The 25,458-nt window shown below is 57.9% G+C and carries 23 protein-coding genes and 1 tRNA gene; 6 read left to right on the top strand and 18 right to left on the bottom strand.

Annotation, left to right across the window (positions count from 1 at the left end; translation table 11 throughout):
• Positions 1–97 precede the first annotated feature (97 nt).
• The 13 genes from NKI72_RS30240 to NKI72_RS30180 form a co-directional block, all read right to left on the bottom strand.
• The gene (locus NKI72_RS30240; protein WP_352851643.1) at positions 98–724 is read right to left on the bottom strand and encodes a class I SAM-dependent methyltransferase; all 627 of its coding nucleotides are present in this window, start codon (positions 722–724) and stop codon (positions 98–100) included.
• 40 nt (positions 725–764) lie between these two features.
• Entirely contained in the window at positions 765–1,733 is a 969-nt protein-coding gene (locus NKI72_RS30235) for a glycosyltransferase family 2 protein (RefSeq protein WP_352851646.1), read from the bottom strand.
• Positions 1,734–1,735: 2 nt separating this feature from the next.
• Complete coding sequence (locus tag NKI72_RS30230; RefSeq protein WP_352851642.1) at positions 1,736–2,053, bottom strand: LbetaH domain-containing protein; 318 nt, start codon at positions 2,051–2,053, stop codon at positions 1,736–1,738.
• 230 nt (positions 2,054–2,283) lie between these two features.
• The gene (locus NKI72_RS30225) at positions 2,284–3,450 is read right to left on the bottom strand and encodes a glycosyltransferase (protein WP_352851641.1); all 1,167 of its coding nucleotides are present in this window, start codon (positions 3,448–3,450) and stop codon (positions 2,284–2,286) included.
• A gap of 61 nt (positions 3,451–3,511) precedes the next feature.
• On the bottom strand, positions 3,512–4,258 hold the full coding sequence (locus NKI72_RS30220) for a class I SAM-dependent methyltransferase (RefSeq protein ID WP_352851640.1): 747 nt from the start codon (positions 4,256–4,258) through the stop codon (positions 3,512–3,514).
• Positions 4,259–4,888: 630 nt separating this feature from the next.
• Complete coding sequence (locus NKI72_RS30215) at positions 4,889–6,106, bottom strand: MATE family efflux transporter (protein ID WP_352851638.1); 1,218 nt, start codon at positions 6,104–6,106, stop codon at positions 4,889–4,891.
• A 59-nt stretch (positions 6,107–6,165) separates the two neighbouring features.
• The gene (locus NKI72_RS30210; protein ID WP_352851637.1) at positions 6,166–7,515 is read right to left on the bottom strand and encodes a hypothetical protein; all 1,350 of its coding nucleotides are present in this window, start codon (positions 7,513–7,515) and stop codon (positions 6,166–6,168) included.
• Positions 7,516–7,563: 48 nt separating this feature from the next.
• Positions 7,564–8,322, bottom strand: coding sequence for a glycosyltransferase family 2 protein (locus NKI72_RS30205; protein WP_352851635.1), 759 nt, complete (start codon positions 8,320–8,322; stop codon positions 7,564–7,566).
• 22 nt (positions 8,323–8,344) lie between these two features.
• Positions 8,345–9,439 (bottom strand): GDP-mannose 4,6-dehydratase, encoded by a 1,095-nt coding sequence (gene gmd, locus NKI72_RS30200; RefSeq protein ID WP_352851645.1) that lies wholly within the window; start codon positions 9,437–9,439, stop codon positions 8,345–8,347.
• 74 nt (positions 9,440–9,513) lie between these two features.
• Positions 9,514–10,791 (bottom strand): sugar transferase, encoded by a 1,278-nt coding sequence (locus NKI72_RS30195; RefSeq protein WP_352851634.1) that lies wholly within the window; start codon positions 10,789–10,791, stop codon positions 9,514–9,516.
• A 39-nt stretch (positions 10,792–10,830) separates the two neighbouring features.
• Positions 10,831–12,150, bottom strand: coding sequence for a UDP-glucose dehydrogenase family protein (locus NKI72_RS30190; protein WP_352851633.1), 1,320 nt, complete (start codon positions 12,148–12,150; stop codon positions 10,831–10,833).
• A gap of 146 nt (positions 12,151–12,296) precedes the next feature.
• A complete protein-coding gene (gene nusG, locus NKI72_RS30185; protein WP_352851632.1) occupies positions 12,297–12,857 on the bottom strand; it encodes a transcription termination/antitermination protein NusG in 561 nt (186 codons plus the stop codon).
• A 403-nt stretch (positions 12,858–13,260) separates the two neighbouring features.
• Positions 13,261–13,851, bottom strand: coding sequence for a biotin transporter BioY (locus tag NKI72_RS30180; protein WP_352851631.1), 591 nt, complete (start codon positions 13,849–13,851; stop codon positions 13,261–13,263).
• A 114-nt stretch (positions 13,852–13,965) separates the two neighbouring features.
• Between NKI72_RS30180 and NKI72_RS30175 the strand changes: the two genes are divergently transcribed.
• Entirely contained in the window at positions 13,966–14,874 is a 909-nt protein-coding gene (locus NKI72_RS30175; protein ID WP_352851630.1) for an MBL fold metallo-hydrolase, read from the top strand.
• Between the two features lie 13 nt (positions 14,875–14,887).
• On the opposite strand, the gene NKI72_RS30170 is transcribed toward NKI72_RS30175, so the two are convergent.
• The gene (locus NKI72_RS30170) at positions 14,888–15,673 is read right to left on the bottom strand and encodes a DUF1499 domain-containing protein (RefSeq protein ID WP_352851629.1); all 786 of its coding nucleotides are present in this window, start codon (positions 15,671–15,673) and stop codon (positions 14,888–14,890) included.
• An 83-nt stretch (positions 15,674–15,756) separates the two neighbouring features.
• Positions 15,757–17,385 (bottom strand): fatty-acid--CoA ligase, encoded by a 1,629-nt coding sequence (locus NKI72_RS30165; protein WP_352851628.1) that lies wholly within the window; start codon positions 17,383–17,385, stop codon positions 15,757–15,759.
• 176 nt (positions 17,386–17,561) lie between these two features.
• On the opposite strand from NKI72_RS30165, the gene NKI72_RS30160 reads away from it, so the two are divergent.
• Both NKI72_RS30160 and NKI72_RS30155 read left to right on the top strand, forming a co-directional pair.
• Positions 17,562–17,948: a hypothetical protein gene (locus tag NKI72_RS30160; protein ID WP_352503741.1), complete on the top strand. Its 387-nt coding sequence runs from the start codon at positions 17,562–17,564 to the stop codon at positions 17,946–17,948.
• A 125-nt stretch (positions 17,949–18,073) separates the two neighbouring features.
• Positions 18,074–18,463: a DUF427 domain-containing protein gene (locus tag NKI72_RS30155; protein WP_352503740.1), complete on the top strand. Its 390-nt coding sequence runs from the start codon at positions 18,074–18,076 to the stop codon at positions 18,461–18,463.
• Here the strand turns inward: NKI72_RS30155 and NKI72_RS30150 are convergent, their stop codons facing one another.
• The 3 genes from NKI72_RS30150 to ppdK all read right to left on the bottom strand — a co-directional run bounded on the left by NKI72_RS30150 (position 18,464) and on the right by ppdK (position 23,260).
• Positions 18,464–19,201 (bottom strand): polysaccharide deacetylase family protein, encoded by a 738-nt coding sequence (locus tag NKI72_RS30150; protein ID WP_352851627.1) that lies wholly within the window; start codon positions 19,199–19,201, stop codon positions 18,464–18,466.
• Positions 19,202–19,342: 141 nt separating this feature from the next.
• Positions 19,343–20,446, bottom strand: coding sequence for a glycosyltransferase family 9 protein (locus NKI72_RS30145; RefSeq protein ID WP_352851626.1), 1,104 nt, complete (start codon positions 20,444–20,446; stop codon positions 19,343–19,345).
• A 135-nt stretch (positions 20,447–20,581) separates the two neighbouring features.
• Complete coding sequence (gene ppdK, locus NKI72_RS30140; protein WP_352851624.1) at positions 20,582–23,260, bottom strand: pyruvate, phosphate dikinase; 2,679 nt, start codon at positions 23,258–23,260, stop codon at positions 20,582–20,584.
• 748 nt (positions 23,261–24,008) lie between these two features.
• On the opposite strand from ppdK, the gene NKI72_RS30135 reads away from it, so the two are divergent.
• The 3 genes from NKI72_RS30135 (at position 24,009) to NKI72_RS30125 (ending at position 25,318) form a co-directional block, all read left to right on the top strand.
• On the top strand, positions 24,009–24,557 hold the full coding sequence (locus NKI72_RS30135) for an IS110 family transposase (RefSeq protein WP_352851644.1): 549 nt from the start codon (positions 24,009–24,011) through the stop codon (positions 24,555–24,557).
• The gene (locus tag NKI72_RS30130) at positions 24,482–25,141 is read left to right on the top strand and encodes a transposase (RefSeq protein ID WP_352851622.1); all 660 of its coding nucleotides are present in this window, start codon (positions 24,482–24,484) and stop codon (positions 25,139–25,141) included. The genes NKI72_RS30135 and NKI72_RS30130 overlap by 76 nt, the downstream gene beginning before the upstream one ends.
• Before the next feature lie 102 nt (positions 25,142–25,243).
• Positions 25,244–25,318 (top strand) — tRNA-Gln (locus tag NKI72_RS30125).
• Positions 25,319–25,458 lie beyond the last annotated feature (140 nt).

Here is a 25,458-nt window from a genome sequence, read left to right as displayed (position 1 = left end):
TTTCAGTCCAGGCCATCGTGATCTCCATCGAATCTTGCAAATCCGACGGAATCACAACCTGCTGAAATCACTCAACTCTTTTTGGAACGGACACTAACTAAGAGATATTTGGTTTGCGAGCGATCGCTATCATACTCTTTGCTAGTGGCGGAACTCTACCCACTCGATCGAAACGGATAATATCCAATCCGACTTCTTCAAGTAGCATCCCCAGTGTCTTTATGGACCAAAACTTAATATGGCCGCCGTCCCAGAGGGCCCAAAAATGGTTGTCCATTTTCCCCGTAACCGAGAGCACCACGTTTTTTACATACCCGTGATAAGGGGTTGAGATGATCGCTGTACCGCCGGGTTCAAGCAGATTAAATATGTTTCGGGCAAAGGCTCTTGGATCGTAGAGGTGTTCCACGACTTCTAGGCTAAGAACGGTGTCGAACATACCATACTTAGCCGACAGGTCATCATACGCTGACCCAATCTCGAGCTTGAGCTTTGGGTACGCCCGATTGGCCATTGCGACGGCCGAGGGAGACGCATCGATGCCGACAACGGAGTATTTTTCGCTCAGTTCGCTCGCAACGCTGCCATTGCCGCAGCCCAGATCAAAAATGCGCTTCGAGTTAACCTCAGCTAGGATGCGTTTTACCGCCGGCAACAATATTGTGTGAGAGTTGTTTTTCTCTGCATTATCGTATTCATATTCAATATTTCGTACATCGGGCATGGTCGTCCTACTCCGTCTTGATAATAAGGCGCTTTCGCCTTCAAACACCAGAACGCAAATCGATTCCAGTTCTGTCCTTGATAGCATCTTCCAGTGGGATATTTGTCTTTTTGGCGAATTCAAGAATTTCGTCTACCTTGGCGTCAACCAACGTTCTGTAGAGGAAGCCCTGCAACAGGTGAAAATATAACCCAGACCTTCCATCCAAAAACCCAAGCAAGAATGCATATCTATATAGGAAGTAAGCACATGCCCTCCATGCTGGTGGCATCTTAAGATATATCTTTTCCTTCATAAATCGCTTTATCGCGGCCGGCGCACTTAGCTTTCTGCCGTTCTCCACCATTGGCTTGAATGCCTCAGTCTTTTTACTAAGAATATCTGCGGCCTCACGCGACGCATAGGAATTGTGTTTCGACATCCACCAAGTCAAGGATTTCAAATTATGGTCTGACAGACTTAAGCTGGACTTTTGCACGCGACGCTCAACAACTATATGTTCATCCATCCAGCGCTGTTCGCATTTGCCGCGTCCATTACGCCAGAGGCGAAGCTGCCAACTTGGCTCGATGCCTCCAAACCGAATCCTACGTCCTAGAAAATAGATTCGTCGCTTGATAAGTATTCCATCACAGTCAGCGCCTGCTTTTGAGACAGTATCACGCAGATCGTTAAGTTGTTCTGCATCAAGGACCTCGTCAGCATCGATGCGAAGCAGCCATCCTCCTCTGTTGGACAACAAATCAATGCCAAAGTTCATTTGCGTCGCGTAATTCACCCATCGATTCTCGACTACTATCGCTCCAAAAGACGCCGCTATCTCGCGAGTGTTGTCGCTGGATCCGCTATCAACGACCGTTATACTTGACACTCGACCAAGAAGACTCTCGATGCACCGCCGAATGTGAATCTCTTCATCCTTCGTGAGAATAAGCGCATGGATGTCAAGAGGCTTTTCTATTTCACGCCTCGGGACAGTCGAGGGTTCGGCTTCGGTTGGGGCTTTCATGCTCACCGGGACCCCACCTGTCGAGCCGGATTTCCAGCCACCACAACTCCAGGCTCCAAATCCTTAACTACAACGGCACGCGCGCCTACAACTGCACCCTTCCCAATTCTAACTCCCGGCCCGACGAATGCGCCGGCCGCGACCCATGCCCCATCCTCGATCGAGATAGTGCCAACGACGAGCGGAAAGTTGGGATCGCGATAGTCATGGGTCGCGGAACACAAATATGCTCCCTGACTGATAGTGACGTAATCGCCGATAGCAATTTCTGCCACAGAGTAACATGTCGCTTCTGGACCTAGGCTACTCGTTCTTCCCATACGCAGGTTCCATGGTGCCCAAATGCGCGCGGACGGATAGGGATGAGCGCCAACTTCAATTTTTGCACCAAAGCTCCGCAGTAAAAAACATCGCCATCGATGAAACGGCGTTGGAGACCACCCATAAGCCGTCTTCTCAACGATTCGCCAAAGGGCGCGTCTCAGCTTGTCACTTCCGCTCGGCGCCGGCACCGTTGCTAGTTTGAACGACCTTGTATCCGACATCGAACTTAGTCCACTACCACGCTCTTCGGTCGGTCAGTTCGCCCATCGCACCACCGGTAAACATTCTCCATCTCAGCGCCAATACCGTCCCATGAATAGTCCCTTTCCATCCAAGACCGCCCCCGTGCGCCCATTGCTTCGCGAACCTCGTTGGGCATCGACATCGCATCATTAAGTGCTCTTGCCAAAGGCTCTACACCGTGATCGATCCACCATCCACAGCCCTCGACATCCAATCCGGCCCAAGGAGCCCCCTTGGTTGAAATAACCGGCACGCCGCTTGCCAAGGCTTCAGCGACCACCATCCCAAAATTCTCATCGAGCGTCGGCAACACGAAGAGATTCGCCGACCGGTAAGCTATGGCTTTTTTCTCGCCGAAAAGAGCGTCTTCAAACGATACTCGCTCCAAACCCAGCTTTGCTGCCATCGCTTTCAGTTCGGCTGGATAGCTGCCTTCCATTGGCCCGACGACTCTAAGCCGCCAATGGGGGTTCTGATGCTCAACTTGGGCCCAAGCAGCCAAAAGGCGGTCAATTCCCTTCTTGGCATGAATTCTGCCAAGATAAAGGACCGTGTCCATTCTGTCCTCGGATCTTGACTGATCCGCCCAGACGCTCCGGTCCAGAGCCGGCACATCGATTCCATTAGGCACCACTGCAACTGGTGCCTTGAATCCGAGCTTTCGAATATCAGCGTACTCTTGGACGCTAGTCGCGTGGAAGCAACTCACGACTTCGACCGCGGCGCGCTGTGCGATGCGCCAGAAAATCATCTTCTTTCGAGAAGAAAATTCGAGAGCTCTAGAGCCAAACATGCCCCTCGGGGAAAGAAGTAACGGCCGGCTGTGCCGACCGGCACTCCAACTGGGATACACGTTCGGCATCAGCCACAGACCGTGGGTATGCAATATCCCGCCGCTCGCTGCGAACCGATCGATAGCAGTCCGGAGGTCTTTCGATACGTACAGTTTGGAAACCACAGGAACAGAACCAAAATCGCGTCTGAACGCACGGCAATCCACGCCAGCCCGCAACGCCATTGATGGGTTTCCAACGCTAAACAGCCCCGATTGCAGCCCTCTTGCAGCCAAAGTCGACGCAAGCCGTGTGACCGAATAACTTGGGCCCGCGGCTTCAGATTCAACGGACGCCACAATTTGAAGGATGCTCAAGCTCAATGCCTCATCACCTGGGCGTAGACTCACTTCACAGTTCCCGCTCCACATACCAGAATTACTTTTTTACCTTACCCAGTATGTTCACGCGTACCGATGCAAGCGCAGTAGTACTATTGACGATACGCTCATATGCGGAGCCAAACAACAAGAGCGGAAGAGACCGCCTCATGTAAGACGGCTCTGGCTCTATCATGCGGAGTTCAGTTTCGGAGAAGCCCGCAGCCAATGTTGCGTTTTCAAGAGATTTGCGCCGGTTCATTCTGTAAAAAGTGGGCCAAGGTTCATGCGCATCTACATTCAATCCGCGCGCCGCGTTGGCAACACGCAAGTGGACCCAGTGAGGGGTCACTGCCGAGATCAATGTCACATAGTGAAACAAATTCGGAGTGCGAAAGAAAAAAGAGGATCCGGGTTTCAGCACTCGGTGCACCTCTTTCAGAAACATCGCGGGGTTCTCCACATGCTCTAAAACAAAGTCAGAAAAAACCAGATCAAAGTAGTTATCTTCCTCGGGAATTTTGCCATTTACTATTATCCCTGCTCTGTCCAGCTCTTCGTTAAGCAAGACGGTTGGATCAATATCAACTCCCACGATTTCCTTGACCTCGCCTCTCAATACCCTTCGATTGTCCCGCGTCGACGGGCCTGCACCTATGTTTAATACCTTACAATTCGGAGTTAACTCCGAACGGATCCAGTTGTAGAACGCTGTGGTTCCATTCATCGATTGAGCTTTATATAGTCTCCTATACAATCGCTCAACCAGCGGTAGGCTTTCGGTGGACCTGTCGTAGCCCGGCATTTATGCTCCTTAAGTGGCTGAATTAAACGTTTTGTCTTCTCACCGGCTACCGCGACTTTGGTACCGTCCCAACAATGCGTGCAGGCACGCCAGCCACAATCGCACGATCGGGAACGTCCCTTGTAACAACAGCCCCCGCGCCAATAACTGAGTGGGCGCCTACCTTCTGGCAACCCGCTAGTACGATCACACGAGCCCCCACCCAAGCCCCCCTTCCTATGTGCTTGTTCATCGCAATAGGATCTGATCTCGGATCAAGCCCGTGATTGTGAGTGTACAAAACCACTCCTTCGGAAATGAAAACGCCGTCTTCGATTGACATTCCCCCCGTGTAATCAATTTTCACTCCGGCGTTTATTACTACACCGTCACCAACGACAAGCTGACTGCCCAACGCCTCGCTAGAGGCCCCCACTCCGCGTGAGATCGTGCACCGCGAGCCGAGAGTGACAAACCCCGGCCGATCAATGCGCGCGAAGCGTGCTATGGTCGTTCCTCTACCGCACTGACGGAGCACGCTTCTGTAGGTCATCGTCCAAACCGAATCAAGTATTCTTCTCCAAAGGTAAGCGATTGATCGGGGGATGATCAAAATATACGGAATATCACGCACAGCCTTTTCTCTTCATCTCACTGTCGAAAAACATAGACGAGGGAGTATAACAGCCTTGCCAAAATACTTCCTGCGAAACTGATCGCCACTGCCATACCGATGCTAGCTGATCCAAAGTCGAAGAAGAATTCCGGCGCAAGGAGCAGGACGAATACGATGATGCCTACTATGGGAGCGCTGGTATAAACCCTTGTTGCGCCGCGAGCGACGACCGATAATCCAACAAAACCGGATGCGTGAATGAGGATCATTGCAACGGCGGTCAAATATAGTCCCGTTCGCATCTCAACGCTGGCGTTCCCAAACACCAGGGTAAGCGCTCGATCACCTATTAATACAGAGACCATGAAGAAGGCCAAGCCTATGGCCAGCCCGACGGAAATACCTTTGAATATGTTTATAGTGTAGGCAGCTTTATTTCCGCTACGATGAACCCTTATTGCCTCAGGTAGAAATATGAAGCCGACAGCAGTCGCCAGCATTTGGAACGGGACGAACAACGTCTGGGCAGCACCCACAAAGCCCATTATCTGTGCTGAGCTCGTGAGAAAAATGCCGAACCGGAAGCAGTTCGTATGCAGGCTGTCCAACGCCGGAAACATCCCCACCCAAAGGTTATCCAGAACAAGACGGCGTATTCTCTTAAAGCTTGTTCGCTCAAGCACATGCCCTGCAGGGCCGAATTGCATCGACATGCAGACGTCCAACAGAACCGCAGTTGCAATCACACATGTCGACGAGAGAATGGCGGCTTCGAGGAAACTTCCTCCGAGATAAATAACCCCAAGAAAGGGCACCATACCGGCGATACCCCTGCCAGCAAACGAGATAGCGATGCGCGCCTGGCTATTTTCGCGTTGGTATATTCCTATTATAAGGTCGCTTACCTGGTCCCCAACCCGTCCCGCTATCAACGCGAGTGCAACCCACTTTTCAGATGAAGCCAGATCCGTCAAAAAGGAAATAACCAAGGCCGTCACCGTATAGGAAAAAAGCACACCAGCGACGCGCAATATTAGTGCGTCGTTCACAACCGAACTGTCGACGCTTTCGAACGACATAACGACTCTTAGATTCAGGCCGAACAGTAGGCACAGCGGTGCAAATATCGAAAGCCCCAGCGTGTATACCCCAATAGTCGAGGCCATGCTGTGGTGAGAAAGCACGAGAATGCAAATGGCTTGGGAAGCAGCCCAAACTGCCTGGCCCATTAGATTGATGATTGTCTTTTTCAATGACTCGTTCCGTTCGGCGACGGCAGCGAGGCTGGGCGCCACGGTGGCGACCGCCACGGCTAGATAAAGGGCAACACTCGCTTGGCGCCTTTGTACAGGAGCAGTACAAGAATCACCCCAACGACCGAAGAGATCAGGTTCACGATACGAAGATTTGACATCTCGAAATTGAGGAACAAATTGCACACAACCACGATCCCGATTATCGAGTCCGGGTTCTTCATGGAATAGGCATAGCCCTTAGCCAGCAGATAGCCGACGAACCAGCCTGAGATCAGCACGCCTGCCAGCCCGGCGTTCATGTATCCGGTTCCGAGCGTCTCCCCCGGCCACGAATTATGAATAATCTCAGTGGCCGGCGTACCCGGCTCTAAAAGATATCCCAAGGTGGCTGCTCTTATGTATAGGCCGTCGTCAACAGGTGGCTTATATTCATATAGAGAGCTCGGCAAAAAAGCAGTTGTAAGATCAATAAAAGTTCTTCCAAGATAGAAATTATCCCATTTAAAAAAATTTGTAGCAAATAAGTAAGTGTCAATGTAACTTAGTGAAATAATTAGAGAACTATAGGAATCTAGCGTCATCGATACTAAGTTTTGAAAGCTTTCTGTCAGGCCATCCAGAGAATTCGCGTCTCTATAAATAAGTACCGAAAAATAATACAAGATAACTGAAGCGTATAACACGAAAAGGGCAATAATATTCTTCATGCTGAATCGCATAAATTTTGGATTAGATAGAGACGCAACCATTATTATCGTTAGCAGCAGCTGGAGGGTATCCTTTCTTCCTCCAAAAACGCTTGATGTTGCAGCTCCCGTTATGAACGCGAAAAAAAGGAAGAGACCGCTGATCACGTCCCCTTTGGTGGCAACTCTCCGAGTGGCAGCGAGGTTAGCCAGCAAATAAGAACTTGAGATTATGAAGTTCAGGGGACCCAAACCAGATTGCAACTCAACGCGCCGGGAGACGTTGCTCATAAGGAACTCGAGCCCGCCCGAAGCCTTGATCTTGGCATAGAAAGCTAAGGTGCCGACGGCAAGAAAGAAAATGATCGAACCGATGCTCTCGAATTCGGTAAGATGCACCCTCGGACGCCGAAGCCTTTCCAGCGAATTGAAGCTCCCCACCGTTGAATAGTAAGCGGTGTAGATTGTCAAATTCATCAGCGCGTAGCAAAATATAGTCCAAGTTAAGCTTGCTTGAAAATCTGACGCAACCACAGAAAATACGCTTGGCTGAATGTATTCCGGGTATTTTGAAACGATTATCATGGCAGGCACCATAATTAGGACCTGAACACATGCATATAGCTTAATTGGCTGGAATATCTGCTTGCTGCGCTCAACGACGAAAGGAACGGCGTTGCACAGGGTAAATATTAGAACCGAAATATAAGTCGCAATCATCTAACCGAGATACTCGCAAGATACACGGATGGCGCTAGTTTCAATTCGTCAATTTCCTTTCCTTGGCGTTACCAGCTGCTTCAGCTTGCGCGCAGGCTTGGCGACAAGTGCATAGTCAACCGGACCCGATCCGAGCCAGCGACGGCGTGCCCGGAGCGCTTCCAAGTTGTGGCCGATGTGCGAGGCCAGACTTCGCGTGCTGGCTCCGCCAACCATCATGTCCACCAACACGTGGTCGGTCACTGCGGTCTGGAATCCGTGAAGCTCAACAGCTCTCAACATCCAGTCATAATCCGATGCCACTTTGAGGCTGAGATCGAATGCGCCGACCACGTCCGCCACCTTCCTCGTGACATAGAACGTTGGGTGGGCCGGCATCCATCCGGTGCGAAAACCTTTTGGGGGGCGTGCCGCGGCCCGCCAACGACGCACGATCCGCTTGCTCAGATGGTCTTCGACAAAATCGAGGTCGCCATGCACGATGTCAGCATGTTGGAGCCCTGCGGAGATCCGTCCCAGTGCCGTACGATCGTGAAAGCAATCGTCTGAATTCAGCACACCCAACGCGTCTCCGGTATAGAGGCGCAGGCCCTTGTTCAGCGCGTCATACATTCCGCTATCTGGCTCGCTGATCACCCGGATCTGCTCCTGTGGGTAAGACCGGACAACTGCCAGCGTGTCGTCCGACGAATTACCGTCGATTACCACCAGTTCCTTGTCGTCATGACCCTGGGCCAGAAAGCTGTCGATCGTATACCTGATCGTCGCCGCAGAATTCCAACAAACGGTCAAGACAGAGATTTTCATGCCGGCCCTGGCCTAATGCTGCTCACTGTGCCGCAACACGAATGCGATCCTCGTCCAGGCGCCGGTGCTCCGATTCCCGTCTTACCGTTTCGAGGTCGGCCTGGACCATTTCCTGGACCATAGTGGCGAGCGACGTGGTCGCCTTCCACCCGAGAACGCGCTCCGCTTTCGAGGCGTCGCCGATTAGAAGTTCAACTTCGGTCGGTCTGAAATAGCGCGGATCCACCTCGACCAGAACGGCGCCTGATTTTGCATCAACGCCTTTTTCGTCGATGCCGGAACCAACCCATCGAATCTCCGTCCCGACTTCGTTAAACGCGAGCTCAACAAAGCGGCGAACCGAATTCTTCACCCCAGTTGCAAGAACGTAGTCGTCGGGCATTTCATGCTGAAGAATTCGCCACATGCCTTCGACGTAGTCGCGGGCATGGCCCCAATCCCGTTCAGCCGACAGATTGCCGAGGAAGAGCTTGTCCTGAAGGCCGAGGCTTATCGCGGCAGCCGCGCGTGTGATCTTGCGCGTGACGAACGTCTCGCCGCGCATCGGGCTCTCGTGGTTGAACAGGATGCCGTTGGAAGCGTGGATGCCGTAAGCTTCACGGTAATTCACGGTGATCCAGTACGCATAGATCTTTGCGGCCGCATAAGGTGACCGAGGATAGAAAGGCGTCGTCTCGCGTTGCGGAATCTCCTGCACCTTCCCGTACAGTTCGGAGGTAGAGGCCTGATAGAAACGCGACTTTGCTGTCAAGCCAAGCAGTCGGATGGCTTCGAGGAGACGCAATGTGCCGATCGCGTCGGCATTCGCCGTATATTCAGCGGTTTCGAAGCTCACCTGGACATGGGATTGTGCAGCGAGATTATAAATCTCGTCGGGCTGCACCTCCTGGATGATGCGAATGAGGTTGGTGGCATCCGTCATGTCGCCATAGTGCAACGACAGCCTTACGTTCTTTTCATGCGGATCCTGGTAGAGACTGTCGATACGCCCCGTATTGAATGACGACGACCGCCGCTTGATGCCATGGACATTGTAGCCCTTTGCCAACAGAAGCTCTGCGAGGTAGGCGCCATCCTGGCCCGTGATGCCGGTAATAAGTGCGGTTTTCCTAGTCATTGTACTTCTCCGGGGTCGACAAGGCGATATTCTCAACACTGATCAGCATATCGGCGAGTTGTCTTCGCGGCCGCTCAACGCGCCCCAAATCCTGTCAGCATGGTTCGGACGGTACGAAACACAATCAGCACGTCGAGCCAAGGGGAGAAATTCTTGATGTAGTAGAAGTCGTAGTGAAGTTTTTCCAGAACATCGTCCACGGCCGCAACGTGGCCTTGATTGACCTGTGCCCATCCGGTAATGCCAGGCCGCACGATGTGCCGGTAGCGATAGAACGGCAGCTCCGCCTCGTACCATTTCGACAGTACAAGTGCTTCCGGCCGCGGTCCTATCCAGCTCATTTCGCCGCGCAGGATGTTAAAGGCCTGCGGCAACTCGTCGATCCGGGATTTTCTCAAGAACTGCCCCAAACGGGTAATGCGCGTGTCGCCGGCCTTCGTGATGGCCGCTTCCTTCTCGTCGACAGCGGCGTCGCTGAGCTTCATCGTTCGAAACTTGTAGACCTCGTAGGGACGCCCTCCGTAGCCCATTCGCTTCTGTCTGAATAGTGCGGGTCCAGGCGAATCGATCTTTACGGCAATCGCGACAAACAACAGCAATGGCGAGAAAACAACAAGCACAAACAACGCGGAAGCCCAGTCTACCGATTGTTTCATTTTCAGGTAAGCCTGATTTGGATTCAAAGAGCCCAAAGTGTTTTCAGAAAGGTGCTCGATCTCCACTCTGCCTGTGAGCGATTCGCTGATTTGCTTGACGTGATAGACTGGTGTTCCCGACAGTGCGCGATCCGCTATATACCGCTCCCATTCATCTGAAAGATCGGCCCTAAGATCGGCGACGACGCCGCTCGCGTATTCGACAACCGTATCGGGAGAATGGATCCTATGCCAGCTCACACCCGGTATTGTCTCCAGCCTGTCGACGTCTCCGCCAGGAATTATCGCCAAGCGATATGCGTCGAGCCGTCGCGTGGCCAGGCTCAGGCCAAAGTACCACAATGTCGATTGGGTGAAGCTCGCGGCGGCCTGGAATCGGCTGTAGTCAAATCTGAAGAAGAAGATAGTGACGAACACAAGGCCATAGGTTAGGGCGAAAGTTGGCAAGATGTAGCCAGCCGCCGCGACACCCGGGAAATTGCCGATGCGCTTGTAGAGAAAGTAGCCTGTCGTATGAGCGATGAATGCCGCGACGATCGTAACCTGCAAGTTTGAGTACAGGATAACCTGTTGATCAAACGACATGCGGATCAGCGCAGGCAGCAGGATAGCGAATGTCAGTCCGCCAAGCAGCTGAAAGCGCATCCGGAGCAGCAGATGCCTTCGATTGGGCAATTGGACAGTGGTGGTGCTCAAATTGAATCCCGCAACTCGGGCCCTATGGAATCTGGACGTTCACCTGACAAGTTGCCGCTCTCGGCCAACGCTGGAATAGGCTATGCCTTCCTTCAAGACGTCCTCGCCGCGATAAACATTTCGGAGGTCGACCATTACTGGCGTTGCCATGAGTGCACGCAGCCGCTTCAGATCCAGCGACCGAAACGCGTTCCACTCGGTGACGATGACGATCGCGTGCGATCCATCGGCTACTGCGTAGGCGCTCTCTCCGAACTCAATGCCCTCGATCATCTTCCGCGCCTGCTCCATGCCGACCGGATCATAGGCCCTGATCGAAGCGCCTGCGTCCTGGAGTGCCTGAATAATGGCCAATGAGGGGGCATCGCGCATGTCGTCGGTGTTTGGCTTGAAGGTAAGACCCAGGATACCGATGGTCTTGCCGCGCACAGAGCCGTCGCAGGCCTCAATCACCTTGCGCGCCATCGCCCGTTTGCGCTGGTCGTTTATCGAGACTGTCGTTTCTATAAGCCGCACGGGGCTTGCCGCGTCCTGCGCTGTCTTGACCAGCGCCAGCGTATCTTTCGGGAAACAGGAACCGCCGTAGCCCGGCCCGGCGTGAAGAAACTTTGCGCCGATGCGATTATCCATGCCGATGCCGCGAGCGACATCCTGCACATCGGCTCCCAGCCGCTCGCAAAGATCGGCAATTTCGTTGATGAAGGTGATCTTCATCGCCAGGAAGGCATTGCCGGCATATTTCGTAAGTTCCGCCGTACGTCGGCTCGTATAGAATATCGGTGCGGCATTCAGCGAGAGCGGCCGGTAGACCTCGCCCATGACCGTTTTGGCCCTTTCGGCATCGGTCCCTACAATTATGCGGTCGGGCCGCTTGAAGTCCTCGATCGCCGATCCTTCGCGAAGAAATTCCGGATTGGAGACCACCGCAAAATCGGCGGCCGGATTTTGCTCGCGAATGATCCGTTCCACCTCATCGCCGGTACCGACGGGGACGGTCGATTTCGTCACCACGACCGTGAACCCTGTGAGCGCGCGGCCAACTTCAGCGGCCGCATCGTAGACGAAGGACAGATCGGCGTGCCCATCGCCACGCCGCGACGGCGTGCCCACGGCGATGAAGACGACATCCGATTGAGAAACCGCATCCGCCAGATTGTCGTCGAAACGCAAGCGGCCTTGCGCGGTGTTGGTGGTGACGAGGTCGTCGAGCCCCGGCTCGTAGATCGGTATCTTGCCGAGCTTGAGCATGGCAAGCTTCTCTGCATCACGATCGACGCAGCAGACCTGATGGCCAAAGTCGGCAAAACAGGCGCCCGAGACAAGCCCAACATAGCCGGCACCAATCATTGTTATTCGCATACCGCGTACTCTCAATCAGCGCCGATGAGATGATCTCACCAGACAGCGCCTATTCTCCACCGAACGACGGCTACCGCACTCCCGGGTGAAACCCGCGAGCGCATCCTACAACAATTTACATCACGACGCCGCCTTGATGTTCCCGGCTACGCGATTGCTACGAGGTCCCTGGCATCCAAGTCGACAGGGATTTCGCCATTCATGATGGCCACCAGAACTCGGGCTCGCCCAGCTGGATCGAGCCGATCAAGGCGACCGATCGTTTCCGCGAGAGGGCCCGAAAGGATTCGGACCGAGGCACCGGCTGCGAGGCCTCCACTGAAATCAAGCAGCCCGTCCTCACCGGTCGATGCAATGAAACGCTCTACCAGACCCGAGGGGACCGGCAAAGGCCGGTCGCCTTGTGTGACGAGGGAGCGCACACCGAATGTTCCATTGACCGAGCGCCAACGTTGCAGTCCGAGGTCAAGGGCGATGAACATGTAACCCGGGAAATAGGCCGCCGACCGGGTTTCGAGACGCCGGGCATGACGCACGGTTTTCTCGCAGCGAGGCACAAAGGGCTCGAATCCCTGGATCCGGAGATGCCGCTCTGCGACATGCTCCTTCCCGGGAAAGACGCTGGCCGCGTACCAGCGGGTTGCCGGCGCAGCGGCCGGCTCTGGCGACAGGGTCGCGTTGGTCGTTGTTTTTTCCGCGCTACTCACGTGTCTTCCTTCTTCCTTCGGCGCATGATCTCAGGTCAACGGGTTACGACAGTGTGTGGATACCAGCAAGCAACCAAGCCACTAGAGTCAAGGCGGTTGCGTTAAGAATTTCCTACACATTGCCCAGAAATTTAGCTCTGCCTAAATAAGCATCGAGCCGCTTTCTTTTTCAGCTTGCTGAGATGCTATGTCGAGCAATTTATTTCCATGCGTAGGTACTTGGTTACGCTGGTCGTGACGAATCGCCCGTTGGTTCTGGTACTTAGTCCGTCGACTTGAAGCTAATGTGACGGATGGCGTCGCGCTAGAAGCCTGCCGCCAGCGAGAAAGATCCTGCACGGCCACACCAACTACGGCGAAAAATCAATGTCGCGCAGAACAGGTTATCACCGCTCGACCGGCTTCACGAACGCTTCAACAGCGACCAGACAGCCGGCACCAGGCTCGCGGCCAGCGCAACCTTGATCAGATCACCGACGATAAAGGGCAACACCCCGAACTGCCAGGATTTTTCCGGGCCGATCAACAGCGCCAGCCAGGCAAAGCCCATTGCCATCATGACGATCTCGGCCACCAGCATGGCATTGAAGAGCTTGATAGGATGGCGATCCCAGCCACGGTCGGCAGCCCAGCCGACGATCGCCGCCATGACGACGAAGCCGGCTAGATAACCGCCGGTCGAACCGAGCATGTAAGCGATACCGATGCCCTTTTCGGGCGTGCTCTGGAAGACTGGAAGGCCCAACGCACCCTCGGCCATGTAGAGAAGCAGCGTGGCGACGCCGAGGCGCATGCCGAAGGCGGCAGCGATCAGCAAGACGGCGAGCGTCTGCATCGAGATATCGACCGGTCCGAGCATGACCTTGGTCTTGGCAGACAAGATCAGCAGCAGCGTTCCGGCGGTCGCCAACAAAAGCTGTCCTGCCAGCCGGGCCGCGCCCTTTTCAGGCAGAGCGAGAGAAATAAGCGGACGCATCGTCGTTGCAATTGCCATGGTCTTCCCCGTTCCGGATTGCCGCCGAACGCGGCCTTGCGTTTTCCTATATTGGCTTCCGTGCTATGCGGCAATCGGTTTTGCCCTCACCCCAAAAAAGGTCGCGACGTTCGCATGGCGCTGAAATTCGACACACGCTTCGAACCGTCCTATGGCAAGGGCGTGATCGTTGCGCCTGGTATTCAACGCGTCACGGCCCCGAACCCAAGCCCGTTCACCTTTCACGGAACCAACAGCTATATCGTCGGGCGCGAGACGCTGGCGGTGATCGATCCGGGTCCTGATGACGAGGCACATCTTCAAACGCTGCTCGAAGCGATCGGGACCAGGCCGGTCAGCCATATCTTCGTCAGCCACACGCATCGCGACCATTCGCCGCTGGCGGCGCGGCTGAAGCAGCACACCGGTGCGGCGGTTCTGGCGCAGGGCCGGCATCGCCCGGCGCGGCCGTTGCGCACCGGCGAGGTCAATCCGCTCGATGCCAGCGCCGACACCGACTTCGTTCCTGACATCGCGCTGCCGGATGATATGATGATCGACGGTGACGGCTGGGCGATCCGGACGGTGCTGACGCCCGGCCATACCGCCAATCACGCGGCCTTCGCGCTGGAGGGAACCGGCATCCTTTTCTCGGCCGATCACGTCATGGCGTGGGCAACCACGATCGTCGCACCGCCGGATGGCGCGATGGCCGAGTACATGACATCGCTCGATCGGCTGATCGAACGTGACGACCGGCTGCTGCTGCCCGGTCATGGTGGGCCGGTGACCGAGCCGCGCAGCTTCATGCGCGGATTGAAAACGCATCGCAAAATGCGCGAACGCGCAATTCTGGAGCGGATCAACAGCGGCAACCGGGCAATCAAGGACATGGTGGAGGCGATCTATCGAGACACCGACCCGCGCCTCCATGGCGCGGCCGGCCTGTCGGTGCTTGCCCATCTGGAAGATCTGGTGGCGCGCGGCCTGGTCCACACCGACGGCGAGCCGGCTATCGACGGCATCTATTCGCGGGCAACCTAGCACACTTCGGATATCATTCCGCCGGCGCCACGCCCACCTGGCCGGCGACTTCCTGGTCGAGTTCGGAAAGGAAATCGGTGATGCGCGCTGCATTGTCGCCAAGGTCGTAGCGGCCGTAACGCGAGGCCGAGCGCATATCGACGATGACCGCATCGCCGTCGTCGGTCACGCGGATGGCAACATCGGCGGGAAGACCAAGCAGCAAGCCCTTGGCCAGCGCATCGACCGTCACGTCGCTTTGCCCTGCTGCGTCTGGAAACGGCGCCGTGAGCTGCCAGCCGCGCCGATCGAGCACCGTTTTGACCGCCTCCAGAACGCGATCGAAAGGCAAGGTGTAGCTGCGTCCGGTAACAAGCGGATAAGCTTCGATTTGCAGGCGCTGCTCGCCGGGTGTCGGCGGCAAAAGCTCGTTCATATCCTTCGTCCGGGTGGAAATATCGAGCACCGGTGGGTCGTCCAGATCCGTCGAGATGTCGCGTAGCGGCGGATAGGTGGCCACCCAATAGGCCGCGACGCCGTAAGGGATGAGCACCAGAACCGCCAGCAAGGCGCCGACGGTCAGGTCACAGCCGCCGCGATCACCGAAATTCCACAATCGCGCGAAGGCAAACCCGGCGAACAGAAGCGCAAACGCGGCCAGCAAGGCGACAATGGCGAGCACCCACAGGAATGCCGACGTCTCGACGAGATCATATCGGTGGCCGATGAGTACCGTCAGCAGCAGGACTGCCGAAAACGCGCCGGTGCGCCGCGACCAGCTGGCAGCCCTCGACGTCTGTCGCTCGGGAATTCCCGTCATTGTTTTCCGCGCTGCCCCAACCCGAACACAGGCATAGTGCCTTTCAGCGGCGGCTTGAAGGCGCAAAGACGCCGCATCTCCGGTCAATCCGTCGGCAGGTGATAATTCCGGAACTGCTGGCGCAAGGTAATCTTCTGGATCTTGCCGGCAGCGGTGTGTGGGATTTCGCCGACAAAAGCGACGTCGTCCGGCATCCACCACTTCGCCACCTTGCCGTCCATGAAAGCGAGAATATCCGTCTTGGTCGGCTCCCTGCCCGGCTTGCGTACGATCACGAGCAAAGGCCGCTCGCCCCATTTGGAATGCGGAATGCCGATGGCGGCGGCCTCCGCCACGTCGGGATGGCCGACAGCGAGGTTCTCGAGCTCGATGGTCGAGATCCATTCGCCGCCCGACTTGATCACGTCCTTGGCGCGATCGGTGATCTGCATGTAGCCGCCGGGGTCGATATGCGCGATATCACCGGTATCGAACCAGCCGTCTTCATCAAACTGTTCGGATCCGATGCCGCCATAATAGGCGCGCGCGACGGCCGGCCCGCGGACTTTGAGTCGGCCGAAGGTCTTGCCGTCCCATGGCAGCTCGTTATCGTCGTCATCCGTTATCTTCATTTCGATGCCGAACGGCGTAAAGCCCTGCTTCTGCTGGACGGCGAGGCGAGCCTCGCCCTTCAGCCCGGCGTAATCCGGCTTCAAGGTGCACAGCGTGCCGAGCGGCGACATCTCGGTCATGCCCCAGGCGTGGACGACCTGGACGTCGTAATTGTCCTGGAACTTCGTCGTGATCGCGCGTGGACAGGACGCGCCTCCGATGACGACCTTCTGCAGATAGGGCAGTTTCTTGCCGGTTTCTTCCAGGTGCTGGAGCAGCATCATCCACACCGTCGGCACGGCGGCGCTGAAGGTCACCTTCTCGGTGTCGAGCAGCTCGTAGATCGAAGCGCCATCCATCTTGCAGCCGGGCATGACCAGCTTGGCGCCGATCATCGGCGCGCTCTGGGCAAGGCCCCAGGCGTTGGCGTGAAACATCGGCACGACCGGCAATACGGTATCGCGCGACGACAGGCCCATGGCGTCGGGCATCGCTTCGATCATGGCGTGCAGCACGTTCGAACGATGGCTGTAGAGGACGCCTTTCGGATCGCCCGTGGTGCCCGAGGTGTAGCACATACCGGCGGCGGTGTTTTCGTCGAAAGTCTTCCAAGCGAAGTTGCCGTCGGCTTCAGCAAGCCATTCTTCGTACGCAACCACATTGGGCAGCGCAGTCTCCGGCATATGCGCGTTGTCGGTCAGCACGATAACCTGCTTCAGCGACTTGACCGCGCCGGCGATCTTTTCGAGCAGCGGCAGGAAGGTCAGGTCGACGAAGATCGCCTTGTCCCCGGCATTGTTCATGATCCAGGTGATCTGCTCGGGAAAGAGCCGCGGGTTGAGCGTGTGATAGATGGCGCCGACACCCATGATGCCGTACCAGGCCTCGATGTGGCGCGCGGTGTTCCAGGCCAGGGTCGCGATGCGGTCGCCAAGCCCGAAACCGTCACGCTCGAGCCGCTCGGCGACCTTCAGGGCACGATCATGGATTTCGGCATATGTGCTGCGCACGATCGGCCCCTCGATCGAACGCGACACGATCTCGCGGCTACCGTGCTGCCTCTCGGCATTGTCGATCAGCTTGTGACAAAGCAGCGGCCATTCCTGCATCAGCCCGAGCATTTTGTTCCTCCCGTTATTTTTTGCGCCATTGTGGGACGAACCGGCCGATTGTCCAGCCAGGATCGGGCTGGAGCGGGGCATGGAGCCAATTGAGGCCGAATTCGCCACAATCCGGCCATGCTCGGCGTTAACGTTGATTAACGGCGGGGCGCGATTGGCGAATGAAAGAGGTTCGCATGGACGCGCAGCTCGACGACAAAGCCTTGGAAAATACGCTTGCCGAAAGCCTGGCCGATCTGGTGGCCGCCGATGTCGCGCAGGCCGATCTGGTGCCTGACGCCAAAACCGTTTCCGAAGATGAATTCGTCGAGGTCGTCGGCGGCGCCCTCGAAGCTGTCGGCGGCACGCTCTTGTTCAAGATGTGCGTCGAGAACGAGGGCGAAGCCCAGCACGTCGCCGCCGCATCGGTCGGCGATGGCGGCAATCGCCAGTTCCTGCTGCTCACCTTGCCGACCAACGGTGGTGCTTTGAAGGTCGAGACCACCTCGAAAAGCACCAATCCGGTGGCCGGGATTGCCGCCGCCTATGCCGGGCTGATGGACGCTTTCCAGGCCGCCGCCTGATTTTAGGCGCGATACCGGAGGAAAGCGCAAGACTGCCAGCCGGGGGCGATGCCCGCCGGTGGCTTGCAGGTCTTGCGCAACGCGCTTGCCAGACACATCTTGGGGTAGAGGCAAGGAGATCCGATATGGACCAGATCGCAAATCCGTCACCCGGCTTTCAGCGCAATCCGGACAAGGTGATCACCGTCGAGCCTTACAAGGGCACCGTGACGGTGCGCGCCGGCGATGTCGTTATCGCCTCGTCCAGCAAGGTCAAGGTGCTGACCGAACCTCCCTATCCGCCCGTTTTCTACATTCCGTTCGGCGACATCGACTTCAAACAGCTTGGCAAGACCGAACACTCGACCCATTGCCCCTATAAGGGCGATGCCAGCTATTGGAGCGTGCTGCCCGCCGGCGATGCAGGCAAGGATGCGATGTGGGCCTATGAGCGGCCGTTCGACGAGATGGCAGACATTCGCGATCACGGCGCGTTCTATCCGAACAAGGTGACCATCGAGGCCACGCCCGACTGATCAGTCGGTGGTGCCTTCATCGCCGATGCCGTCGGCGTCGTCGAGACGCACGAAGGTGAGGCCCTTGGCCTTCAGCGCCAGAAGTCCCTGCACCACGCCTTCGCCAGCCGCATGGGTCGGCTGGTTGATGTGAGCGATGATGACGTCGCCGTCCTTCGCCGCGGCAATGCGCCGGGCGGTCTCTTTTGCGCCGAGCAATGAGCCGCCATCGCCGTTGATCGAGAATCCGGCGATCTTGAAACCAAGCTTGCGGATCATCGCGATTGCCGATGGGCTGTATTCGGCGGTTGCGCCGCGAAACCATTTCGGCGCCGGTTCGCCGGTCACGGCAAGAGCGGCAGCACCCGATTCGACTTCGGCCAGCACGGCCTCCGGGCTGCCGGCACTGCGAATGCCGTAGATCTTTTGCGGCGTGTCGACGGCCGGGACGTGGCGGCCGCCATGGTTTTCCAATTCAAACAGTTCGGGATGCGCCCGCATGATCTCGACGGCGGCGGCGTTGTGCTTCAGCCAGATGCCGGTGACGAAAATGGTGGCAGGAATCTTGTTTTCCACCAGCGCCGAGAGAATCCGTGTGTCGGTCCTTCCGCCGCACGCATCGAGCGTCAGCGCGACGCGGCCGCCGCCCGCCTCGGCCTTGATGTGCAGCGTCGGTGCGACGAGCAACTGGGCGTTGCCAGGAGAGACAGCCCACAGCGATATCGCAACGGCGCAAAAATACTTTTGGAACAGGCGCATCGATTTATTTCCAGGTCGGCCGGATCAAAGTTGAAGCGGCGACCCCAAGACCGGCATCAAGGCGGAAATCGGGACGGTGCCCCTGCAAAAGCGTCGGCAGCGGCAATTTGACCGCCGGCCTGACCTTTGGCAAGCGCGAGGTCACAACGCGTGCTCCACGTCCTTAACCTTACGTGAAAGGATCGCGAGCACCGCGTCGACCACCGCTTTGACCTCAAGTCGCCAGACGCAGCAAGCCTTGCTCGGATCGGGTCGGCGGCACAGGTCCCTGGCTATGCACTCGCAAGGCATGGAGGGCCGCGGCGTAACACTGGCCACGCCGACAGGCCCCCAGACGGCCGGGTCGGTCAGGCCGAACAGGCCGACAACCGGCGTTCCCGCGGCCGCCGCCATCTGCATCGGGCCACTCTCGTTTCCCAGAAACAGGCGTGCCTGGCCGAGGACCGCCAGCAGCGTTGCCAGTGACAGCGCCCCGACCACGTCGACGACCGGCGAAGCGGCCTTGGCGACGATGCGCTCGGCCGATGCCCGTTCATCGGGGCCGCCGACAAGCAGGAAGTCCAACCCGGTCTGCCGCGAGATCTCGTCGATCGCCAGCGCAAAACGTTCCGGCTGCCATTGCCGCCCCCGGAAGCTCGCTCCTGCATGAACGGCTATGAAGGCGTTACGCCGGAGATGATGCCGGTCGAGAAGCGCCAATGCCCTGGCGGTCTCCAGCGGCAGCGGCTCAATCGTTGGGACCGGCGCACGCAACTCCACGCCAAGCGCCTCAAGCGGCGAAAGATAGCGGTAGAGATAATGCTGGCCACCAAAGCCAAACGGCTTGGCCAGGACGTTGGCGGGCTGGCGTTCCAGCCAGCGCAACGGTTTTTCGGGAGGATCATATCCGACGCGGGTCTTGGCGTTGACGAGCCTGACAATGATGCGTGAGGTTTTGGAATCGGCCAGGTCGATGGTCAGGTCAAACCGGAACCGGCGCAGAGCGCGCACCATCGCGTAAAGCTCGCGACCACGCTGCACAGGGGTGCCACGCATCCGTACGCGTCGGAACGCCACCACGTCCGAGGCGATGCCATGAGCCAACAGGAAACTGGCAAAGTTCGCCTCGCAAAGGAACACGATCCTGGCCTTTGGATATTGGAGGCGCAGGTTTCTGGCGAGCGCGGAAGCGAGGACAAGATCGCCGATGAATTTCGTCTGGAGGATGAGAATCGAGCGGACGTGCGTGGGCGGGTTCTGCAACATCTGTTTCTGGCACCGGGGCGGGTTCGGGGGCCGGAAACTGGGCAGAAACGATGTCGGGATTTGGAGCCGACAGACGCACGTTCGCGTGAATTCGGTTACAAATCGGTAAGGTCAAGTGCCGGTGGACTCCAACTCCTATCCGCGGCCGTTCTTTGCAGCCTGCACCGCCGCCTGCGCGGCAGCCAACCTGGCGATCGGCACCCGGTAAGGCGAGCACGAGACGTAGTCGAGGCCGACCTTTTCGCAGAAATGGATCGAGGTCGGGTCGCCGCCATGCTCGCCGCAAATACCGAGCTTGATGTCGGGCCGCGTCGCCCTGCCCTTTTCGGCCGCCATCCGCACCAGCTCGCCGACACCCTCTATGTCGAGCGACACGAACGGATCCTGCTCGATGATGCCTTTTTGCCGGTAGGTCTCGAGGAACGAGGCGGCATCGTCGCGCGAGATGCCGAAGGTGGTCTGGGTCAGATCGTTGGTGCCGAAAGAGAAGAATTCGGCCGCCTCGGCAATGACATGAGCGCGGATCGCGGCGCGCGGCAGTTCGATCATCGTGCCGGTAAGATAACCGATCCTGACACCGGTCTCCTCCATCACGCTTTTGGCGACGGCGTCGATGCGCGCCTTGACGAAGTCGAGCTCCTTCACCAGCCCGACCAGCGGCACCATGATTTCGGGGACCACCAGCGCGCCGGCCTTCCTGCCGGCCTCCACGGCCGCCTCGAAAATGGCTCGTGCCTGCATCTCGGCGATTTCGGGATATGAGACGGCAAGCCGGCAACCGCGATGGCCGAGCATCGGATTGAACTCGTGCAGCGCCTCGGTGCGCCGCCGGAGCTTGTCCGGCGACACATTCATGGCGGCGGCGACCTCGGCCACCTCCTCCTCGGTCTTGGGCAGGAATTCGTGCAGCGGCGGATCGAGCAGGCGGATCGTGACCGGCAGCCCGGCCATGATCTCGAACAGTTCGAGGAAATCCGAGCGCTGCATCGGCAACAGCTTGGCCAGCGCCGTTCGACGGTCCTTTTCCGTATCGGCCAGGATCATCTCGCGCATGGCAATGATGCGATCGCCGTCGAAGAACATGTGTTCGGTGCGGCAAAGACCGATGCCTTCGGCGCCGAAGGACCGCGCCATGCGCGCATCCAGCGGCGTCTCGGCATTGGTGCGCACCTTCATGCGGCGCGCGCCGTCGGCCCATTCCATGATGGCGGCGAAATCGCCCGAGAGTTCGGGCTGCAGCATCGGTACCGCGCCTTTCAGCACCTGGCCGTTGCCGCCGTCGATGGTGATGATATCGCCCTTGCGGAACGTCGATCCCATCGCCATCAGCGTGCCGGCCTTGTAGTCGACGCGCAGCGAGCCGGCGCCCGAAACGCAAGGCTTGCCCATGCCGCGCGCCACAACAGCGGCGTGGCTGGTCATGCCGCCGCGCGTCGTCAGGATGCCTTCCGCCGCATGCATGCCGTGGATGTCTTCGGGGCTGGTCTCGATGCGCACCAGGATCGCCTTGCGGCCTTGCGCCTTAGCCTCCTCGGCGTCGTTCGAGGAAAACACGACCTCGCCGGTGGCGGCACCCGGCGCGGCCGGCAGGCCGACGCCGATGATGTCGCGCGCCGCTTTTGGATCGATCGTCGGATGCAGCAACTGGTCGAGCGAGGCCGGATCGATGCGAGCGACGGCCTCCTCCTTCGAAATCAATCCGTCCCTGGCCATGTCGACGGCAATCTTCAGCGCCGCCTTGGCGGTGCGCTTGCCTGACCTGGTCTGCAGCATCCATAATTTGCCGCGCTCAATGGTGAATTCGAGATCCTGCATGTCGCGGTAATGCTTTTCCAGGCGGTCGGAGATGCTGACGAAAGCCTGGAAGGCGTCAGGCATCAGCTTCTGCAGCGACGGCTTGTCGGAGCCGGCGGCAATGCGCGCCGCCTCGGTGATGTTCTGCGGCGTACGGATGCCGGCAACGACATCCTCGCCCTGGGCGTTGACCAGGAACTCGCCATAAAGCTGCTTTTCGCCGGTCGACGGGTTGCGGGTGAAGGCGACGCCGGTGGCCGAGGTGTCGCCCATATTGCCGAAGACCATCGCCTGGACGTTGACCGCCGTGCCCCAGCTTTCGGGAATGTCGTGCAGGCGCCGGTAGGTGATGGCGCGGTTGTTCATCCAGCTGGAAAACACCGCGCCGATGGCGCCCCAGAGCTGCTCGTTCGGATCCTGCGGAAACGGCTTGCCGAGCTCCTCCTCGACCTTGGCCTTGTAGAGCGCGATCACGCCTTGCCATTCGATGGCTGTCAGCTCGGTGTCGAGATCATGGCCAAGGCCGCCCTTCTGGTCTTCGAGGATTTCCTCAAACACCTCATGATCGAGGCCCATGACGACATCGGAATACATCTGGATGAAACGCCGATAGCTGTCATAGGCAAAGCGCGGATCGCCTGAATCGGCGGCAAGTGCCTCGACCGTCTCATCGTTGAGGCCGAGATTGAGCACGGTGTCCATCATGCCGGGCATGGAGGCGCGGGCACCGGAGCGAACCGACACCAAAAGCAGTTTCGACGGATCGCCGAAACGGCGCCCGGTCAGCCGGCCGATATGGTCGAGGGCGATCACAACGTCCGCTTCCAGCGAGGCCGGATAGGCGTGGCCGTTGGCGTAGTAGGCGTTGCAGACCTCGGTAGTAATGGTGAAGCCCGGCGGCACCGGCAGGCCCAGGCTGCACATTTCGGCAAGATTGGCGCCCTTGCCGCCGAGCAGATTGCGGTCGCCGGCACGGCCTTCCGCCGCTCCATCGCCAAAGGTGTAGACCCATTTGGTCATGCTTGCTCCCCGGTTGCAGGAGATTGGAAATACTGACAAATCGAGCGATATGATGCTGCAGTGCGAAAGGCAAGCCGTCGGCAATGCCCGCCGGCCTCTACAATCGATTAAGAGAAACCGGCGTCGAAAAGACCTGCTTTTGCGCTTCTGGTAAGCCATACAAGGGCACGAGGGCTGGAACCAGGACCATCGCCGATGGCTATCTGTTGGTTCCCGGCTGTAGGCGGTTCTAATTGTCCATCCTGCCGCTCCGAGACGCCCAGCAACTCACTGCCTCGATCATCGAAAGATCGCCGCCATTCCAGCGACTCAAAACTGTTGCGAACATTCTCTGGTCCTGTAGCCATGCTGTCCGTTTCATCCCCAGCCTCCAAGGAATAGCAAGAAAACCGGACAGCTCACGTACTACCTAACGGGCAAGGACGGCAGTCCGCCTCTGGCGGAAGAAACAGCGGAGCCCTGTGATGGCCGTGGAGGGAGCGGCCGTCCGGTCTTTGGGGGGCCCGACCCCGTTACCTAACGTGGCCCGTGGGCTCCTGCGGACTTGAAAGTGGTGACGCCACATGTGGCGATCCCGATTAGGAAATTGATGTTTTCGCGCAGCCCAGCCCTCCAGCCTTGCTAAGGAAGAGTATGCCATGACGCGCAAGACCCAGCCCCGCCGAAAAAGAATCTCACCCCTGATCCATCCCAATGCAGCTGCCATCGACATCGGAGCCACCATACATGTGGCCGCGCTCTCGCCCCGCTGCGATCCCAGCCGGTACGGACATTCGGAACCTTCACGGCCGATCTGCATCGCCTCGCCGCATGGCTTGAGCAGTGCGGAGTCAAGACAGTGGCGATGGAGTCGACCGGCGTTTACTGGATTCCTCTCTTCGAGATCCTTGAGCACCACGGGTTTGACCTAATTCTGGTCAATGCCCGCGAGGCCAAACAGGTCCCGGGCCGCAAGAGCGATGTCTCCGATGCCGAATGGCCACAGCGTCTGCATGAATGGATTGCTGCGGGCAGCTTTCGGCCCACCGAGAGATCGCGACGCTGCGGAGCTATATCACGTCGCCACCGGGCTGCGCATTATGCGGCCCCTTGTGGGGCGAGCGCGATCCAGACAAGTTGGCCACTTACCGTGACCCACATTGCAAGGCTTCAGCCGAGACTCTTCGGGCGGCTCTCGTCGGCAACGATCGGGAGGAGCGTGTCTTCGCTCTGGCGCAAGCGTTGGAGCTATACGAGATATACCAAGTCAAGGTGGCCGCGTGCGATGAGCGGATCGCGGTGGTTTTGGAACGCATGAAGGACGCCCATCCGGCGCCGCCACCGGCGCTACCGCCTCCCCGCTATAAGCGGCCACAGGCCTGTGAGCCGGGGATTCCAGTGCGCGAGGCCCTGCATGCGATCCTTGGCGTCGATCTTACACAGATCCATGGGATCGGGCCGTACCTGGCGTTCAAGCTGGTCAGCGAGTGCGCTTGGCCGACCTCCAAGCACTTCACCTCCTGGCTGAGCCTAGCGCCGCACAACAAGATCTCCGGGGGCAAGGTGCTGTCGTCACGCGCGCGCTGCTCCTGCAGTCGAGTGGCGGCCCTGCTGCGGCTGGCGGCGACGGCGGTGGGGCGCACTCAGACGGCGTTGGGCGCCTTCTATCGCCGCTCGGCCTTCCGCATTGGCAAGGCCAAGGCTGTCGCCGCGACGGCGCGCAAGATCGCCGTTCTCATCTACAACGCCCTTCGCCATCGCATGGATTACGCTTGCCCAGGAGCCTCCTATTACGAAGAACGCTACCGGCAGCGGGTTCTCAGCAACGTCCGGCCTCGTGCCAAATCGTTTGCATATGCACTGCAGAGGATGGAGCCCACCCCTGCTGCGGCTGTTTCTTAGGAATCCGGACAACTCATCTGCTTACGACATTTTGTATCTTCGCCGTTGAGCTTTCCCCCGGCTCGTCTTATAAGCCCGCGCGCTGGGCACGTTCCCGGCTGATGGGGCGTCGCCAAGTGGTAAGGCATCGGTTTTTGGTACCGACATTCCCAGGTTCGAATCCTGGCGCCCCAGCCAATTTCTCTTTTGTCCAACCCGGAGACATGGGTAACAGATTGTACTTAAGACATGGGTGACAACCTCGTGCCGAACGGGTTGTCGATGGTCTGCAAGGTCCTCTGTTCCAAGTCGATATACCCGAGATCGTAATGCATGAA

This window comes from Mesorhizobium sp. M0437 (assembly GCF_040321335.1).
Lineage (GTDB): Bacteria > Pseudomonadota > Alphaproteobacteria > Rhizobiales > Rhizobiaceae > Mesorhizobium.
Note: the sequence above shows the minus strand (reverse complement) of the source record. Positions and strands in the feature narration are given on the sequence as shown.